This window comes from Microbacterium sp. ZW T6_19 (assembly GCF_044987465.1).
GTDB classification, from domain to species: Bacteria; Actinomycetota; Actinomycetes; order Actinomycetales; family Microbacteriaceae; genus Microbacterium; species Microbacterium natoriense_A.
Map to the genome: position 1 here is coordinate 159,531 of NZ_JBJDRH010000001.1, position 14,434 is coordinate 173,964.

Sequence of the window (14,434 nt, forward strand, 5' to 3'; positions counted from 1 at the left end):
CCGCGGGGCGGGCGAGCGTTCGAACATAGGCTCGAGCGCATGTCTGACGTCGCTGCACTCTCGACAACCGTCTCCGCCATGTGGCTCACCGTGGCGCTGCTCGCCGCCGGTTTCGCGCGAAGCCGGAATCGTTCGGGGTGGGTCTGGTTCCTGCTCACGATGTTCCTCGGGCCGATCTCCGCCTTCCTGCTGGTCGTGTGGCCTGCGCTGCCGAACCGTGCGGCGCCCGAGACGCCTGGTCCGCGCTGAGAAACACGCCCCGCACACGCGTTCGGGTGGCGTCTGTTGCCGGAACTCGGCTCGCTTTCCGTCGAGAGCCGCCACTCGAGGTGGCCGGTCAACTTGAGTGTAAAGAATTCTTTACATGCACGGATGTCGGGGCGTACTCTCGTGTCAATAATGTTTGACAGGGGTGTGTCATGGTCTACGAGGAGCGCAATGCGTGGACGGGACTCGTCGCCCGCGTGATCGCGTATCGTCGGGGTCTCGTGTGATGGTCAAGCCGACGCTCGTCTCGAACAGCATCCGCTCCCACCGTGAGGCTGCCGGTCTCACCCAGGCCGAGCTCGCCCGCACGATCGGGGTGACCAGGCAGACCCTGATCGCCATCGAACAGCAGCGGTACTCGCCCACACTCGAACTGGCCTTCCAGATCGCGCGGGCGTTCGGGGTCGGGATCGACGACCTGTTCCAGTACCCGGAGGTGTCGAGATGACGGAATCGATGAAGGCGTGGCGGAACGAGGCGTACGGCCGCGCCGCGGACGTGGCGCTCGACCAGGTGCCGATCCCGGTACCGCGGACGGGCGAGGTGCTCCTGCGCATGCGCGTCACCGCGCTGAATGCGGGAGACGTGCGGCTCATGCAAGGCGACCCCCTGCTCGTGCGGCCGATGTTCGGCATGACCCGTCCGAAGTTCCCGATCCGGGGGATGGATGCGGTCGGCGAGGTCGTGCAGGCGGGCCCGAACGTGATCGGAGTCGAGGTCGGCGATGTCGTGGTCGGCGAGCTGCAGAGCGGGGGCGGGCTCGGCGAATACGTCGCGGTTCCCGCTTCACGTGTGCAGCCGCTGCCGCCCGGCATCGATGAAGGTGAGGCGGCGACGCTGCCGATCGCCGGCGGCACGGCCTGGCAAGCGCTCGATCTCGCCCGAGTGGGACTCCGCTCGCGCGCGGAGCGGGTGCTCGTCATCGGCGCCTCCGGAGGAGTGGGAACGTTCGCGGTGCAGTTCGCCGCTCTGCGCGGCGCCGAGGTGTGGGCGAGCTGCGCCGAGCGCAACCGCGCTCTTGTCGAAGGGCTCGGCGCCGTGCGCACGCTCGATCACCGGCGCGAGCCGCTCTCGGCCATCCCCGGGGGGCATTTCGACGCCGTGATCGACATCGCGGGCGACATCGGCCTGCGTGATCTGCAGCGGCTCGTCACGGACGACGGCACGATCGTTCTCGCGACCGGCGCCGGCGGGCACGTTCTCGGGCCGATCCCGCGGATGCTGAGAGCGGCACTCCTGTCGGTCGGTGCAGGTCCCGGCATCCGCTCGCTCGCCGCGACGAACCGACCGGAGGTGATCACCAAGATGCTCGAACTGCTCGCCGCGAGGCGCTTCGCGCCCGTCATCGAGCACGAGTACCCCTTCCGTGAGGCGGATGCCGCGCTCGCCCGCATCGAGGAGGGCCATGTCGCGGGCAAGCTCATCGTGCGGGTGGGCTGAACTCGCGCGCTCTGGCGGCGTCCAGGGGGCGGGTGACAGAATGGACGCTGGCGTGCCCGAGTCGCATCTTCCTCGCTACTGGGTCCCTGAGCTTGTCGAAGGGCCTAGTCGTACGGGTCGAAGGACCGCCGGGCCCCTGGACAGCGTCCGCCGCACCTGTCTCTCAAGGAGCACCATGTCGACGCCCGAGGCTGCCGTCACGTCCACCCGCACCGCGCATCACCGCCGCTATCTGATGTGCAAGCCGGAGTTCTTCACGGTGAACTACTCCATCAACCCGTGGATGGAGCCGGCCAAACCGACCGACACCGCGAAGGCCGTCGCGCAGTGGCAGAAGCTGTACGACCTGTACCTCGAGCTCGGCCACGAGGTCGAACTCATCGAGCCGCTCGCCGGCTACCCCGACATGGTCTACACGGCCAACGGTGGCTTCCTCATCGACGGCCGCGCCTACGTGCCGAAGTTCCGTTTCGTGGAGCGTCAGGGCGAGGCCCCGGCGTTCGCGGAGTGGTTCCGCGCAGCGGGCTACGACACGGTCATCCCCGAAGAGGTCAACGAGGGCGAGGGCGACTTCCTGCTCGTCGGCGACATCGTCCTCGCCGGCACCGGATTCCGCTCCACCGGAGACAGCCACCGCGAGGTCGGCGAGGTGTTCGGTCGCGAGGTCGTGTCGCTGAACCTGGTCGACCCGCGTTTCTATCACCTCGACACCGCGATCGCGGTGCTCGACCCGGTGCAGGGCGCCGAGAACGGCGGCCCCGAGCGCGCCAACATCGCCTACCTGCCCGGCGCCTTCGACGACGCCAGCCGCGCGATCCTCGAGGAGCGCTTCCCCGATGCGATCCTCGTCTCGGACGAGGACGGCTCGGTGTTCGGGCTGAACTCGGCGAGCGACGGATACAACGTGATCATCTCGCCGCGAGCGAAGGGGTTCGAAGCACAGCTGCGCGAGCGAGGCTACAACCCGATCCTCATCGATCTGTCCGAGCTGCTGCTCGGCGGCGGCGGGATCAAGTGCTGCACCCTCGAACTGCGTGGTGCGAAATGACCGCGGTCGAGCCGGTCGTGGTCGAGTCCGTGGAGGGCGCGTCGACGGGCGCCGCGACCCAGGTCGAGCCGCACGTCGCGCACAACTACCACCCGCTGCCCGTCACGATCGCCCGCGGTGAGGGCGCGTGGGTGACCGACGTCGAAGGCAAGAGGTATCTCGATCTGCTCGCCGCATATTCGGCCGTGAACTTCGGCCACCGGCATCCGGCCCTCGTCGCCGCGCTCACCGAGCAGCTCGGCCGGGTCACGCTGACCAGCCGTGCCTTCATGAGCGACCGCCTCGAACCGTTCGCCGCCGCGCTGGCGACGCTGTGCGGCAAAGACATGGTCCTGCCGATGAACACGGGGGCCGAAGCCGTCGAGACCGGCATCAAGGTGGCCCGTGCGTGGGGCTACCGGGTCAAGGGAATCGCCGACGGACAGGCGCGCATCATCGTCGCGGCGGGTAATTTCCACGGCCGCACCACCACGATCGTGAGCTTCAGCGACGACGAGCAGGCGCGCGACGGATTCGGACCGTACACGCCGGGCTTCGACGTGGTCGCCTATGGAGACGCGGATGCCGTCGCCGCCGCGATCACGGATGACACCGCCGCCGTGCTGATCGAGCCGATCCAGGGCGAGGGCGGCGTGATCATCCCGCCGGATGGCTACCTGCGCCGCATCCGCGAGATCTGCGACGAGAAGAACGTGCTGTTCATCGCGGACGAGATCCAGTCGGGTCTCGGCCGTGTCGGCGAGACCTTCGCGTGCGATCGGGAAGGCGTCGTGCCCGATCTCTACCTGCTGGGCAAGGCCCTCGGCGGAGGCATCCTGCCGGTGTCGGCGGTCGTCGGGAACAGCGATGTGCTCGGAGTCATCCAGCCCGGCGAGCACGGCTCCACGTTCGGCGGCAACCCGCTCGCGGCCGCCGTGGGCCTGCGCGTGGTCGAGATGCTCGAGACGGGCGAGGTCCAGGAGCGCGCCCGCGCGCTCGGCGAGCACCTCGCGGCCTCGCTGGACGCGCTGATCGGCCATGGCGTCACCGCGGTCCGGATCGCGGGCCTCTGGGCCGGCGTCGACATCGATCCGGCGCTCGGAACCGGACGCGAGATCGCCGAGAAGCTGCTCGAGCGCGGAGTGCTCGTGAAGGACACGCACGGCCAGACGATCCGCATCGCACCGCCGATCGTGGTGCGCGCGACCGAACTCGACTGGGCGGTGGAGCAGCTGCGGCTCGTGCTGGGGCGCTGAGTCCAAGCGCGTCCAGGGCTCATCCGTCCGCTCGACGAGTGGCTCAGGCCGGCGGATCGTCGGGGTCGAGCGTCTTCAGGCTGTCCTCCTCGACCTCGTTGTCGGCGTCGAGCTGGCCCTCTGTGGTCGCGTCACCTCCGAGCGAGGTCCTGCGCTCGGGGTTCGCGTCGCCCTGGACGGCCCCGCCGGTTCCGCCGTCGGAGCTGTCGCCCTGGATTGCCCCACCGGTCGATTCGTCTCGGGCGCGGTCTTGTTCGGTATACCCGTCTGGAGCCGAATTGTGCTCGGGGATGCCTGCGGGATCGCCGCGATGCGTCGCGCCGTCGACATCGGGCGCTCCCTCTGCCGGATCCTCGGGGTGCGGTGTGCGTTCCATGTTCTCGTCCATGCGGCGACGGTACGCCTCCGGCACCGCTCGGGTGAGGGGGTTGACACCGTTCGGATCGCCATCGGAACCGTGACGGTAGTGTGTGCTCGGGGGTGTCATGACAGATCAGACGTGGCTGCTGAAGATCAGGAACGAGCCCGTGTGGAGGTCGCCCGGGAGCGGCCGCAGCGACATCCACTCGTTCGCCTGGGGCATCTGGCCCTGGATGAACTGGGGACTGCCCCTGGTCGCCATCATCACGGTGGGCAACGGCGGCTGGGCCCTGCTGATGCTCCTGGTGATCTCGCCGGTCCTGGTCCCGGTGCTCGGTCTGCTCGGATCACTCCCGCGGTTCCTCCTTCGCAAGTCGGGGATCACGACCACGCCGGCTTCGATCACCGCATTGCTGTTCGTGCAGTGGTGGGCCTGGGTCGCGGCGATGATCACGCCACCGGGGGCGACCGACGGCAGCCCGATCCCCGCCGTCATGCAAGGGCTCTCGCCCGCCCCGATCTCGGGCGGCTTCCTGCAGGCGGTGATGCTCGGAGGCTCCGGGATCGCCGTCATGTGCTGGATCGCCGTTCTCGTCCTGGCGATCGTGCTGCGTACGAAGACGTCTCCGCCTGCCGCATCGAAGCGGGGGACGCTCATCGCATGGATCGCCGCCGTGATGCTCCCGGTGCTGTTCGTGGCGATGATCTGGCTCGGCGGGGCGGTAACCGCCCAGCAGCGCGATGCTGCGGGAGAGACCGTCGCAGAGGTGCAGGCGCTCGCCCTGAGCGTGCAGGCGGAGCGGGCCCTCGAACGGCACGAGCAGGCGCAGGGGCAGCTCTCGCTGGTGCGCGGGATGATCGCGGACGACGGCTGGGGGATCTCGCAGCGCGGCATCGACAGACGCACGAGCTTCACCGAAGCGGTCGACAGCTACGGCTTCGACCTGCGCTTCCATCACGAACCCCTGGCAGAGGGGCCCGTCGACGTGGAGGCGATCGAGGGCGAGCTCATCGGACAGGGGTGGATGAAGGATGAGAAGGGCGCCCTCGTCGACCCGCACGGGAACGTCGTCGAGATCTTCTCGAACGAGAACGGCCTCAGGGTGTCGCTGCTCTCTCCCTCGTGGTGGGGCGATTCCTGGGATATCTCCGACGAGCTCGGCTACGGTCTCGACGACGCGTTCGCCCGCACCTACGCATACGACGAGTGGCCCACACCGTGAGCCGCTGACACGACCTTCCGACGATCCAGCCCGGCTCAGTCCTTCTTCGCGGTGCGGATCGGTGTGGTGGCCGCGGCCTCGTCGCTGAACTCGACCGGGTCGATGACGTCGATCGGTCGCGTCTCGTCGATCGTCATCAAAAAGCGCCGGTTCTCGTCGCGGTGCAGGCGACCGCTGGTGAGCATCCACATGACCCCGATCGCGCAGGCGACGAGTCCGGCCGCGCCGCCGAGCATGATCGCGGTGCGGGGGCCGAAGGCATCCGCCACCCATCCGGCGATGGGGGCGCCGACGGGCGTCGACCCCATGATCACGGCCATGTACAGCGCGAGCACGCGTCCGCGCAGCGCGGGGTCGGTGGTCGTCTGCACATAGCCGTTCGCGGTCGTGAGCAGAGTGACGATCGTGAAGCCAGTGAACATCAGGGTCACGGCATAGGCCGGGTAGGTGGGCATGGATGCCGAGACGAACGCGAACACCCCGAACCCGCCGGCTGCGAGCACCACCACCCGCACGCGCGCTCGGTCACGGCGAGCGGCGAGCAGTGCTCCGGTGAGCGAGCCGATCGCGAGGATCGAGCTGAGCACCCCGTAGCCGTCGGCGCCGGCGCCGAACTCGAGAGCCATGGTCGAGGCGAAGATCGGGAAGTTCATGCCGAACGCGCCGATGAGGAACACCGTCACGAACACCACCCGCAGGTCGCTGCGCGCCCAGACGTAACGGAATCCGGCGGCCAGTCCGCCGCGACTGCGGTTCTTCAGGCGCGGTGCCAGCTGACTGCGCCGCATGACGAGCAGCGCGACGAGCATCGCCAGGAAGGTGGCCGCGTTGGCGATGAACACCCAGCCCGACCCGATCGCGACGATCAGGAGGCCGCCGACGGCGGGGCCGATCATGCGGGCCATGTTGAAGGACGCGGAGTTCAGGGCGACCGCGTTCGAGGTGTCGCCGGTCGACACCACGTCGGAGACGAAGGCTTGGCGGGCCGGGGCGTCGAAAGCGTTCACGACGCCGAAGCCCGCGGCGAAGCAGAACATCATCGGCAGCGTCATCACGTCGATGAGCAGCAGCACGCCGACGGCCACCGCGAGGAGCAGAAGCAGGCTCTGTGTGACGAGCAGGATGCGACGGCGGTCGAACCGGTCGGCGGCCCAGCCGGTGAGGCTCACCAGGACCAGCGGAGGGCCGAACTGCAGAGCCATCGTGGCGCCCATCGCCGCGGCGTCGTTGTTCGTCAGCTCTGTGAGGACGACCCAGTCCTGGGCGGTCGACTGCATCCATCCGCCGATGTTCGACACCAGGGCCCCTGCGAACCAGATGCGGTAGTTGACGTTCGCGAACGACCGGAACATCGCGCTCATCGCTCGGCCAGCTTCCGCATCAGGGCGGCGGCGTCGCGCAGTGTCCGCACCTCGTCGGCGCTGAGCTCCAGTTCGCGCATCGCGTCGACGAGCAGCTCGTCGCGTCGCGTCATGGTCCGCTCGACGATGTCGATGCCGGCATCCGTGACGTCGACCTGCACGCGCCGGCGGTCCTCGTCGTCGGGGGTGCGGGTGACGAGCCCCTGCTCCTCGAGGCCATTGATGAGGCTCGTCATCGACGGCGCCGTGACCCGCTCGCGCTCGGCGAGGGCGGTGATGGTGCGGCGGCCTTGCAGGCGCAGGGTCATCAGGACCGCGAGCTGCGCATCGCTCATCGCGTCGGCGACGCGGACGCATCGCAGGCGCCGGGCAAGCCGGAAGGTGGCCATGCGCAGGTCTGCGGCGGTGAGGGGGAGGAGGCCATCAGGTGCAGACATTACTTAGACAGTCTAAGTATCAATTCCCCCGCGGGGAAGAGCGGATGCCGGGCACACGCGCGACAATGGTGGGATGCCCCAGAACGTCGCCGTGGAGATCGCCGTGCAGGACCAGGCCGGCGTGCGCGTCGCCGGCGCCGTGGGAGCAGCGAGGGTCGAGCTCGCTCAAGCCCTGGCGCTCGGAGGCCTCACGCCCTCGCCCGCGACGCTCGAGTGGTGTCTCTCCGCCGCACGGGAGACGGGCGTCGAGGTGCACGTGCTGGTGCGTCCGCGTGCCGGCGGATTCCACTACGACGCCGACGAGATCGCGGTGTCCGAGCTCGACGTGCGCCGAGCGGTCGACGCCGGAGCGCACGGCGTCGTCATCGGCGCCCTGGATGCGGCGGGTGCCCTCGACACCGACGCGATGGAGCGTCTGCGCGACGCCGCAGGCGCAGCATCCGTCACCCTGCACCGGGCGATCGACGTCTCCGTCGATCCGCTGGGCGCCCTCGAGGTCGCGCGCGCTCTCGGGCTGCGGCGGGTCCTCACATCGGGCGGCGCATCGGCCGCGATCGACGGAATCGACATGATCCGTCGGATGGTCTCGGCGGCAGCCGGCGAGATCGAGATCATGGCCGGCAGCGGAGTGGACGCGGCATCCGCTCGGCTCCTCGCCGACACCGGGGTCGACGCCCTGCACTTCTCGGCCAAGCGCATGGTCCGCGAAGTCGGCGGTGTGCGGATGGGGTCGGCGGCGGACGGAGTCGGCGGCTACGAGGTCACCGATCTCGAGACCGCCCAGGCCCTCGTCGCGACGCTCTCTGCGTGACACCCGAGCCGTGAGTATGGTGGGTGGGTGACGGAGACCAGAGAGTTCACGGATTCCCACGGCATCGCCATCGTCTACGACGTGCACCCGGCAGCGGGTGAGGCGCGAGGGGTCGTGCAGCTGCTGCACGGAGTCGGCGAGCACGCGGGCCGCTACGGTGCGGTGATCGCCGCCCTCACCGATGGCGGTTTCACCGTGTACGCCGACGATCATCGCGGTCACGGGCGCACGGGCATTCGTCAGCACAACGATCCGGCCAAGCTGGGTCGTCTCGGCAAGGGAGGCATCCGCGCGACCGAAGAGGCCATCTGGCAGCTCACCGGCATCATCCGCGCTGAGCAGCCCGACCTTCCGCTCGTGCTGCTCGGACACTCGTGGGGGTCGTTCCTCGCGCAGATGCTCGTGAACGACCACCCGGAGGCCTGGGACGCCGTGGTGCTCTCCGGCTCCGCTCTGCGCACGCCGACCTCGCTGAACGCCGCACCGCTCAACGCGCGGTGGAAGGGTCAGGACGCCACGGGTCTCGAGTGGCTCAGCCGCGACCCCGCCGTGTGGAAGGAGTTCGACGAGGATCCGCTGACGACCGATGTGCCGCTGCTGAAGCTGTTCGGACCGATCGAGGCCGCCCGGCTGTACGGACGGCCTCGCAAAGACCTGGGGCGCGACATCCCGATGCTGCTCATGGTCGGCAGGGACGACCCGGTCGGTGGACCCCGCAGCGTGCACAAGCTCGCCGACGAGTACCGCACGCGGTCGGGCCTCACCGATGTCACGACCCTCGTCTACCCCGATGCACGTCACGAGATCTTCCAGGAGCTGCAGCAGGCGGAGGTGCGCGCCGATCTGCTCGCATGGCTCGACGCGCGCATTCCCCGACGCTGAAACATTTCGTCCAGAGTCCCGGCATTACGCCGGGTGATCCTCCATGACGGCACCCGCACCGCAGCGCTTCCTCTCGCCATAGATTCGCGGCGAGAGGAAGGTGCTGATGAGCTTCGAGGACGAGTGGCGCGAGTGGCACCGGGTGCGCGAGAGCTACGCGGGAGCGGAGTACGGCCCCGCCGCGCTGGAGTCGACGAACTGGCTCATCACGGAGCCGGCGGCCGTCGAGGGGGTGCCCGGGCTCTGGGCGCTCACGGGCGACGGCGGAATCCGCGGCAGCGAGCTCGGCACCGCGGGATCGATCGTGACGCTCCGCGGCGGCGAGACGATCAGATTCGGGCGCCGCGAGTTGCGGGTGTTCGATCGGAACGGCGCGGTGGCTCTGCGGGTGTTCAATCCGCGGCGCCCTCAGCGCGAGAGGTTCAGCGCGATCGACGCGTATCCGCCGAGGAAGGGCTGGCGTCTCCCCGCCGTGTTCGAGTCGACACCCGGCGAGCACATCACGGTCACGGCCGTCGACGGGCAGCAGCATGAATCCGCGGTCGCCGGGCGCCTGAGGTTCGAACTCGACGGCATCCCGCGGACTCTCACCGTGACACGCAACGCGCATGGCGACCTCACTGCGGTCTTCGCCGACGGGACCAACGGCATCGAGACCTACCGGTTCCGGTTCCTCGTCGTCGAGGAGCCGGCGGACGACGGCAGCGCGTGGATCGACTTCAACCGCGCCTATCTGCCCCCGTGCGCCTTCTCGGACCAGTTCCTCTGCCCCCTCCCGCTCGACGAGAACACCTACACGTCCTCGATCAGGGCGGGGGAGCGGGCGGTGATCCTCGGCCGCTGACCTCGGCCGCGCCTTAAGCTGGAACCGTGCACGGTGAATTCAAGGTCCCTGGTGGAAAGCTCGTCGTCGTAGACCTCGAGGTGGTCGACGGCAAGCTCGCTGACTTCCGCCTCGCCGGCGACTTCTTCCTCGAGCCCGACACGGCCCTCGACGACATCAACGCGGCGGTGAACGGGCTCCCCGAGGAGACGGATGCGACAGCCATCGCAGCCGCGGTCCGTTCGGCTCTGCCCGAGGGCGCGCAGCTGCTGGGGTTCACTCCGGAGGCCGTCGGCACCGCGGTCCGCCGAGCCTTGGTCACGGCTCCCGGCTGGCGGGACTTCGACTGGGAGATCGTGCACGAGAAGGCGGTCTCGCCTCGCATGAACCTCGCGCTCGACGAGGTGCTCACCTCGCGCGTCGGAGAGGGCCGCCGCCGCCCGACCCTGCGCATCTGGGAATGGGACCAGTCGGCCGTCGTGATCGGCTCTTTCCAGTCCTACCGCAACGAGGTCGACCCCGAGGGCGCGGCCAGCCACGGCTTCGACGTCGTGCGACGCATCTCTGGCGGAGGAGCGATGCTGATGGCCGCCGGGCAGATCATCACCTACTCGCTGTACGTTCCGGCATCTCTCGTGGCAGGGATGACCTTCGCCGATTCCTACGCGTTCCTCGACGACTGGGTGCTGCAGGCGCTGCGCTCGCTCGGCATCGACGCCGTGTATCAGCCGCTCAACGACATCGCGTCGTCGAGCGGCAAGATCGGCGGCGCCGCGCAGAAGCGTCTCGCGAACGGCGGCGTGCTGCACCACGCGACGCTGTCGTACGACATCGACGGCCAGACGATGACCGAGGTGCTGCGGATCGGACGGGAGAAGCTCAGCGACAAGGGCACCGCTTCCGCAGCGAAGAGGGTCGACCCGCTCCGCAGTCAGACCGGACTCTCCCGTGCGGAGATCATCGACCGGTTCATCGACACGTTCCGCTCGCTGACCTCGGCTGAAGACGGCACGATCTCGGCCGAGGAGTACGCCGATGCGGAAGCCCTCGTCGAGTCGAAGTTCGCCACAGACGCGTGGCTGCACCGTGTTCCCTAACTGCACAGCGTCCCCTGAGCGCAGAGCTTCGTGAGCGGGGACGCCGAGCGCGGCGCGGTCACGATCATCGAGGGCGACAACCTCTCGGTCGCGGCAGCCCTGCCCGCCGAGTCGTTCACGCTGATCTACCTCGACCCGCCCTTCAACACGGGCCGCGCGCGCGAACGACAGGTCGTCACCGCACGGCGGATGGCCGCGGACGATGAGGCGGATGCCGACATCGAGCCGGCTGCGGACCCTGCTCAGGGGGAGGTCCGTCACGGTTTCCACGGCCACCGGTACGAACGCGTGCGCGGAATGCTTCGCACCTACGACGACCGCTTCGACGACTACGGCGACTTCCTGATGCCCCGTCTCGAGGAGGCCTGGCGGCTGCTCGCCGACGACGGCACGCTGTACCTGCACCTCGACTATCGCGAGGCGCATTACGCCAAGGTCATGCTCGACGCGGTGTTCGGCCGCGACTCGTTCCTGAACGAGCTGATCTGGGCGTACGACTACGGAGCGAAGTCGCGCCGCCGCTGGCCGACCAAGCACGACACGATTCTCGTGTACGTCAAGAACCCGCGGACGTACGTGTTCAACTCCGACGACGTCGATCGGGAGCCGTACATGGCCCCGGGACTCGTCACGCCCGAGAAGGCGGCACGTGGCAAGCTGCCCACCGACGTCTGGTGGCACACGATCGTCCCGACCACAGGGCGGGAGAAGACGGGCTACCCGACGCAGAAGCCCGAGGGGATCCTGCGCCGGATAGTCGCGGCATCGAGCCGCCCCGGCGATCGCGTCCTCGACCTGTTCGCGGGCTCTGGCACCGCGGGCGCCGTCGCGTCGGCGCTCGGGCGCGACGCCGTGCTCGTCGACGACAACCCCGAGGCGGTGCGCGTCATGAAGGCGCGGATGCCGCACGCAGAGGTCACGCGGGTCGACAACTGACCCGGTCCCGCAGCGGGGCGATCAGGACTCGGCGGCGGAGGTGTCGCGCGTGAACCGCGTCGCGACGTCAGCGATGACGGGGCGGGCCATGAGCGCGAGGAGGACGACTGCGGCCCACAGGAGCATCAGCACGACGAGTTCGGAGAACGCGATGGTCAGGAAGGCGCTGATCACCACGAGCGACAGGACGCCGAGCGAGAAACCGAAGCGCGGCAGGATCTGCGCGAGCGCGATCCGTGCGGCGTCGCGAGTGCGGAAACGGAACGTGGCGGTGAGCACGGTCATGTGTCCGCACCAGATCAGGGCGATCACTGCGAGAAGGAGGATGGCCGGGCGGAGGGCCGCCCCGCCATCCACGGCGCCGAGATGGGTGAGGTTGACGGTCAGCACGGCGAGGATCAACGCCGCCGGGAGCGCCCACCGCAGCGTGGCCACGAGGTCACGCCGGTAGGCGCGGAAGAAGTGCCGCCCCGGTGCCAGGTCGGGGTCGGCGGCTGCCGCGCGGGTCGCGGCGACACCCGCGACGAGGGCGGGGGCGACCGGCACCAGCGCCAAGACGAACAGCGGCAGATTCGACGGGTCGCGACCGAGGAGCAGGACGGCGAGGCTCGTGGGGAGCGTCGCGAGAAGCAGCTGCGCCTCCAGCACCAGCATCCGATAGATCACCACTGAGCCGCGCGAGAGCGGACCGCGTCCGATCTCGTCGACGGCCTCGTTCTTCTTCTCGCTCATGCGTCTCTCCTGTCGCTGCGGGCGAGACCTCGCAGATGTCATGATCCCGACCGCGAACCTGACATCTGCGAAGCCCCGGCTACTTCGTGCGCGCGAGCGCGGTGTTGAAGGTGTCGATGAGCTGGGTGGACCCGAGCCCCTCGATCTCGGCGACGTAGGCGTCCCAGTCGGAGTCGATCGAGCGCTGACCCGTGATGAAGGCGGCCGTCGCAGCGTGCACGGCATCCGTGAGCTGCGTCTGCAGCAGCGAGGTCTGCTCGAGTTCGATCTCGTCGAGCAGCGGTGCAGGCGGTACCGGCAGCTGCTTCTTCGACTCCAGCTGCTTCTCGGTCCACGCGGCGACCTCGTCGGTCATGAGCGAGAGCAGGAGCTCTTTCGACGATCCGTTCGCGGGCAGGAACACGCCGTTGCTGTAGCCGTAGTCGGCGTTCAGCTTCTTCGGCGCACCCGCGTTCACGGCGCTCCAGCCGATGTCGTCCATGAGGGTTCGGGTGCCATCGGCGTCCTTCGTGAAGGTCTCTCCTTCGACGCCCCACTGGGCGAACTCGATCCCCTCGTCGGAGTAGTACAGCCAGTCGATGAACTGCAGCAGCGCCTTGAAGTACGGCTTGTCCGCCGCCTCGCTGCTGATCATCAAACCGGAGGTGAAGCGGCCGCTCGGGAGGTTGGAGCCCGCAGGGCCCCCGGGGATCGAGATCAGGCGGATCGGAACGTCGGGCTGACCGGCATCCGCGAACTTCGTCCGGTACTCGGAGAGCGTCTGGGTGTTGCTGCCGATCGCGGCCGACTGGCCGGAGATGAACTTCTGCGTGGCCTGGTCGTCGCTCTGCGTGATCTCCGGGTCCAGGACGCCGTCGGCCACGAGGTCCGCGACATCGGAGATCAGTTCACGGTACTCGTCCGTCGTGCCGGTGAAGACGTACTCGTCCGAATCCTCGTCGTACCAGGTGTTGTTGTACTGCCACCCGGCTGCCGTGCCGTAGTTGGGCGCCATCACGTTGAGCAGCGAACCGAGCGGGGTCGCGTCGGTCCATCGATCCGACATCGCGTAGCTGAGCTCGGGGTTCGCCTCCTGCACCTTCACGAGCTGCTCGGCGAACTCCTCCCAGGTCTCGGGATCCTCGGTGATCCCCGCCTTCTCCCACAGGTCCTCGCGGATCGCGATGCTGTACTCGACGTTCGGCGTCTCACGGAGCCCGGGCAGCAGGTAGATCTTGCCGTCGGCCTGGCGGCGGTTGTCGAGCTCGTCCTGGAGATCCCACTCGGAGACCTTCTCCTGGAAGTTCGGCATGTAGTCGAGGTAGTCCGACACGGGGAGGATCGCGCCGCCCGAGACGAACTTGGTCTCTGTTCCCGAATACGACACCGAGATGATGTCAGATGCGTCGCCGCTGCCGATCAGCAGCGACTTCTTCTGATCGAAGTCCGACATCGGGATGTCGGTGCGCGAGAACGTCACGTTGTGGTCGGCGTCGAGGTGCTGGAAGACGGACCAGTCGTCCTTCACCGGGTACCCGGGGTGGTCGCGGTACATGAGTGAGAACTCGACGGGCTCGGTGGCCTTGAAGGTCGTTCCGGCCTCGAAGTCGTCCATGGCGCCGACGGACTGCTCGGCGCCGATCGTGACGCCGCCGTCCTCCGCCGTCTCGTCGACGGGTGCCGAGGTGCACGCCGTCAGCGCGACGGCGAAGGTCACGATGCCTGCGACGCCCGCCAGGCGTCGGCGAGTGATGGTCATGGTGTGTCTCCTTTGTGTGAACGTCGTCGTTCGACGCGGATGGG

Annotated in this window: 16 protein-coding genes; 11 read left to right on the forward strand and 5 right to left on the reverse strand. The window is 68.6% G+C overall.

Annotation, left to right across the window (positions count from 1 at the left end; all coding sequences use genetic code 11):
* Nucleotides 1-39: 39 nt before the first annotated feature.
* From ACI3KT_RS00575 to rocD, 5 genes are all read left to right on the forward strand, one after another.
* Entirely contained in the window at nt 40-249 is a 210-nt protein-coding gene (locus ACI3KT_RS00575) for a hypothetical protein (protein ID WP_404901806.1), read from the forward strand.
* A 244-nt stretch (nt 250-493) separates the two neighbouring features.
* The gene (locus ACI3KT_RS00580) at nt 494-715 is read left to right on the forward strand and encodes a helix-turn-helix transcriptional regulator (RefSeq protein ID WP_292907705.1); all 222 of its coding nucleotides are present in this window, start codon (nt 494-496) and stop codon (nt 713-715) included.
* Entirely contained in the window at nt 712-1,707 is a 996-nt protein-coding gene (locus tag ACI3KT_RS00585; protein WP_404901809.1) for an NAD(P)-dependent alcohol dehydrogenase, read from the forward strand. Before ACI3KT_RS00580 ends, ACI3KT_RS00585 begins: the two co-directional genes overlap by 4 nt.
* Before the next feature lie 175 nt (nt 1,708-1,882).
* Nucleotides 1,883-2,755 carry a dimethylargininase gene (gene ddaH / locus ACI3KT_RS00590; protein WP_292907701.1) on the forward strand — a complete coding sequence of 291 codons (873 nt, stop codon included), beginning with the start codon at nt 1,883-1,885 and terminating at the stop codon, nt 2,753-2,755.
* Nucleotides 2,752-3,990 carry an ornithine--oxo-acid transaminase gene (rocD, locus tag ACI3KT_RS00595; RefSeq protein WP_404901810.1) on the forward strand — a complete coding sequence of 413 codons (1,239 nt, stop codon included), beginning with the start codon at nt 2,752-2,754 and terminating at the stop codon, nt 3,988-3,990. The genes ddaH and rocD overlap by 4 nt, the downstream gene beginning before the upstream one ends.
* Nucleotides 3,991-4,033: 43 nt before the next feature.
* Here the strand turns inward: rocD and ACI3KT_RS00600 are convergent, their stop codons facing one another.
* Nucleotides 4,034-4,378 carry a hypothetical protein gene (locus ACI3KT_RS00600; RefSeq protein WP_404901813.1) on the reverse strand — a complete coding sequence of 115 codons (345 nt, stop codon included), beginning with the start codon at nt 4,376-4,378 and terminating at the stop codon, nt 4,034-4,036.
* 97 nt (nt 4,379-4,475) lie between these two features.
* Here ACI3KT_RS00600 and ACI3KT_RS00605 point away from each other — a divergent pair, with 97 nt between their 5' ends.
* Complete coding sequence (locus ACI3KT_RS00605) at nt 4,476-5,573, forward strand: hypothetical protein (RefSeq protein ID WP_404901815.1); 1,098 nt, start codon at nt 4,476-4,478, stop codon at nt 5,571-5,573.
* Nucleotides 5,574-5,608: 35 nt separating this feature from the next.
* On the opposite strand, the gene ACI3KT_RS00610 is transcribed toward ACI3KT_RS00605, so the two are convergent.
* Both ACI3KT_RS00610 and ACI3KT_RS00615 read right to left on the reverse strand, forming a co-directional pair.
* A complete protein-coding gene (locus ACI3KT_RS00610) occupies nt 5,609-6,934 on the reverse strand; it encodes an MFS transporter (RefSeq protein ID WP_404901817.1) in 1,326 nt (441 codons plus the stop codon).
* Nucleotides 6,931-7,371 (reverse strand): MarR family winged helix-turn-helix transcriptional regulator, encoded by a 441-nt coding sequence (locus ACI3KT_RS00615; RefSeq protein ID WP_404901819.1) that lies wholly within the window; start codon nt 7,369-7,371, stop codon nt 6,931-6,933. The genes ACI3KT_RS00610 and ACI3KT_RS00615 overlap by 4 nt, the downstream gene beginning before the upstream one ends.
* Nucleotides 7,372-7,444: 73 nt before the next feature.
* On the opposite strand from ACI3KT_RS00615, the gene ACI3KT_RS00620 reads away from it, so the two are divergent.
* The 5 genes from ACI3KT_RS00620 (at nt 7,445) to ACI3KT_RS00640 (ending at nt 11,920) form a co-directional block, all read left to right on the forward strand.
* The gene (locus tag ACI3KT_RS00620; protein ID WP_404901822.1) at nt 7,445-8,182 is read left to right on the forward strand and encodes a copper homeostasis protein CutC; all 738 of its coding nucleotides are present in this window, start codon (nt 7,445-7,447) and stop codon (nt 8,180-8,182) included.
* A gap of 27 nt (nt 8,183-8,209) precedes the next feature.
* On the forward strand, nt 8,210-9,064 hold the full coding sequence (locus ACI3KT_RS00625) for an alpha/beta fold hydrolase (RefSeq protein ID WP_307299062.1): 855 nt from the start codon (nt 8,210-8,212) through the stop codon (nt 9,062-9,064).
* 106 nt (nt 9,065-9,170) lie between these two features.
* Nucleotides 9,171-9,908: a DUF1684 domain-containing protein gene (locus ACI3KT_RS00630; RefSeq protein WP_404901824.1), complete on the forward strand. Its 738-nt coding sequence runs from the start codon at nt 9,171-9,173 to the stop codon at nt 9,906-9,908.
* 26 nt (nt 9,909-9,934) lie between these two features.
* Nucleotides 9,935-10,984: a biotin/lipoate A/B protein ligase family protein gene (locus tag ACI3KT_RS00635; protein WP_292907685.1), complete on the forward strand. Its 1,050-nt coding sequence runs from the start codon at nt 9,935-9,937 to the stop codon at nt 10,982-10,984.
* Between the two features lie 30 nt (nt 10,985-11,014).
* Nucleotides 11,015-11,920, forward strand: a complete 906-nt coding sequence (locus ACI3KT_RS00640) for a site-specific DNA-methyltransferase (protein WP_292907684.1) — start codon at nt 11,015-11,017, stop codon at nt 11,918-11,920.
* A 21-nt stretch (nt 11,921-11,941) separates the two neighbouring features.
* On the opposite strand, the gene ACI3KT_RS00645 is transcribed toward ACI3KT_RS00640, so the two are convergent.
* Nucleotides 11,942-12,652 carry a DUF624 domain-containing protein gene (locus ACI3KT_RS00645; RefSeq protein WP_404901826.1) on the reverse strand — a complete coding sequence of 237 codons (711 nt, stop codon included), beginning with the start codon at nt 12,650-12,652 and terminating at the stop codon, nt 11,942-11,944.
* A gap of 79 nt (nt 12,653-12,731) precedes the next feature.
* On the reverse strand, nt 12,732-14,390 hold the full coding sequence (locus ACI3KT_RS00650) for an extracellular solute-binding protein (RefSeq protein ID WP_404901828.1): 1,659 nt from the start codon (nt 14,388-14,390) through the stop codon (nt 12,732-12,734).
* Nucleotides 14,391-14,434: the final 44 nt, after the last annotated feature.

What these genes read in the sequence shown, in the direction of transcription:
- ACI3KT_RS00585 (WP_404901809.1), top strand. Translation starts at nt 712, where the DNA reads ATGACGGAATCGATGAAGGCGTGGCGGAACGAGGCGTACGGCCGCGCC.
- ACI3KT_RS00575 (WP_404901806.1), top strand. Translation starts at nt 40, where the DNA reads ATGTCTGACGTCGCTGCACTCTCGACAACCGTCTCCGCCATGTGGCTC.
- rocD (WP_404901810.1), top strand. Translation starts at nt 2,752, where the DNA reads ATGACCGCGGTCGAGCCGGTCGTGGTCGAGTCCGTGGAGGGCGCGTCG.
- ACI3KT_RS00610 (WP_404901817.1), bottom strand. Translation starts at nt 6,934, where the DNA reads ATGAGCGCGATGTTCCGGTCGTTCGCGAACGTCAACTACCGCATCTGG.
- ACI3KT_RS00605 (WP_404901815.1), top strand. Translation starts at nt 4,476, where the DNA reads ATGACAGATCAGACGTGGCTGCTGAAGATCAGGAACGAGCCCGTGTGG.
- ACI3KT_RS00645 (WP_404901826.1), bottom strand. Translation starts at nt 12,652, where the DNA reads ATGAGCGAGAAGAAGAACGAGGCCGTCGACGAGATCGGACGCGGTCCG.
- ACI3KT_RS00620 (WP_404901822.1), top strand. Translation starts at nt 7,445, where the DNA reads ATGCCCCAGAACGTCGCCGTGGAGATCGCCGTGCAGGACCAGGCCGGC.
- ACI3KT_RS00615 (WP_404901819.1), bottom strand. Translation starts at nt 7,371, where the DNA reads ATGTCTGCACCTGATGGCCTCCTCCCCCTCACCGCCGCAGACCTGCGC.
- ACI3KT_RS00580 (WP_292907705.1), top strand. Translation starts at nt 494, where the DNA reads ATGGTCAAGCCGACGCTCGTCTCGAACAGCATCCGCTCCCACCGTGAG.
- ddaH (WP_292907701.1), top strand. Translation starts at nt 1,883, where the DNA reads ATGTCGACGCCCGAGGCTGCCGTCACGTCCACCCGCACCGCGCATCAC.
- ACI3KT_RS00600 (WP_404901813.1), bottom strand. Translation starts at nt 4,378, where the DNA reads ATGGACGAGAACATGGAACGCACACCGCACCCCGAGGATCCGGCAGAG.
- ACI3KT_RS00630 (WP_404901824.1), top strand. Translation starts at nt 9,171, where the DNA reads ATGAGCTTCGAGGACGAGTGGCGCGAGTGGCACCGGGTGCGCGAGAGC.
- ACI3KT_RS00650 (WP_404901828.1), bottom strand. Translation starts at nt 14,390, where the DNA reads ATGACCATCACTCGCCGACGCCTGGCGGGCGTCGCAGGCATCGTGACC.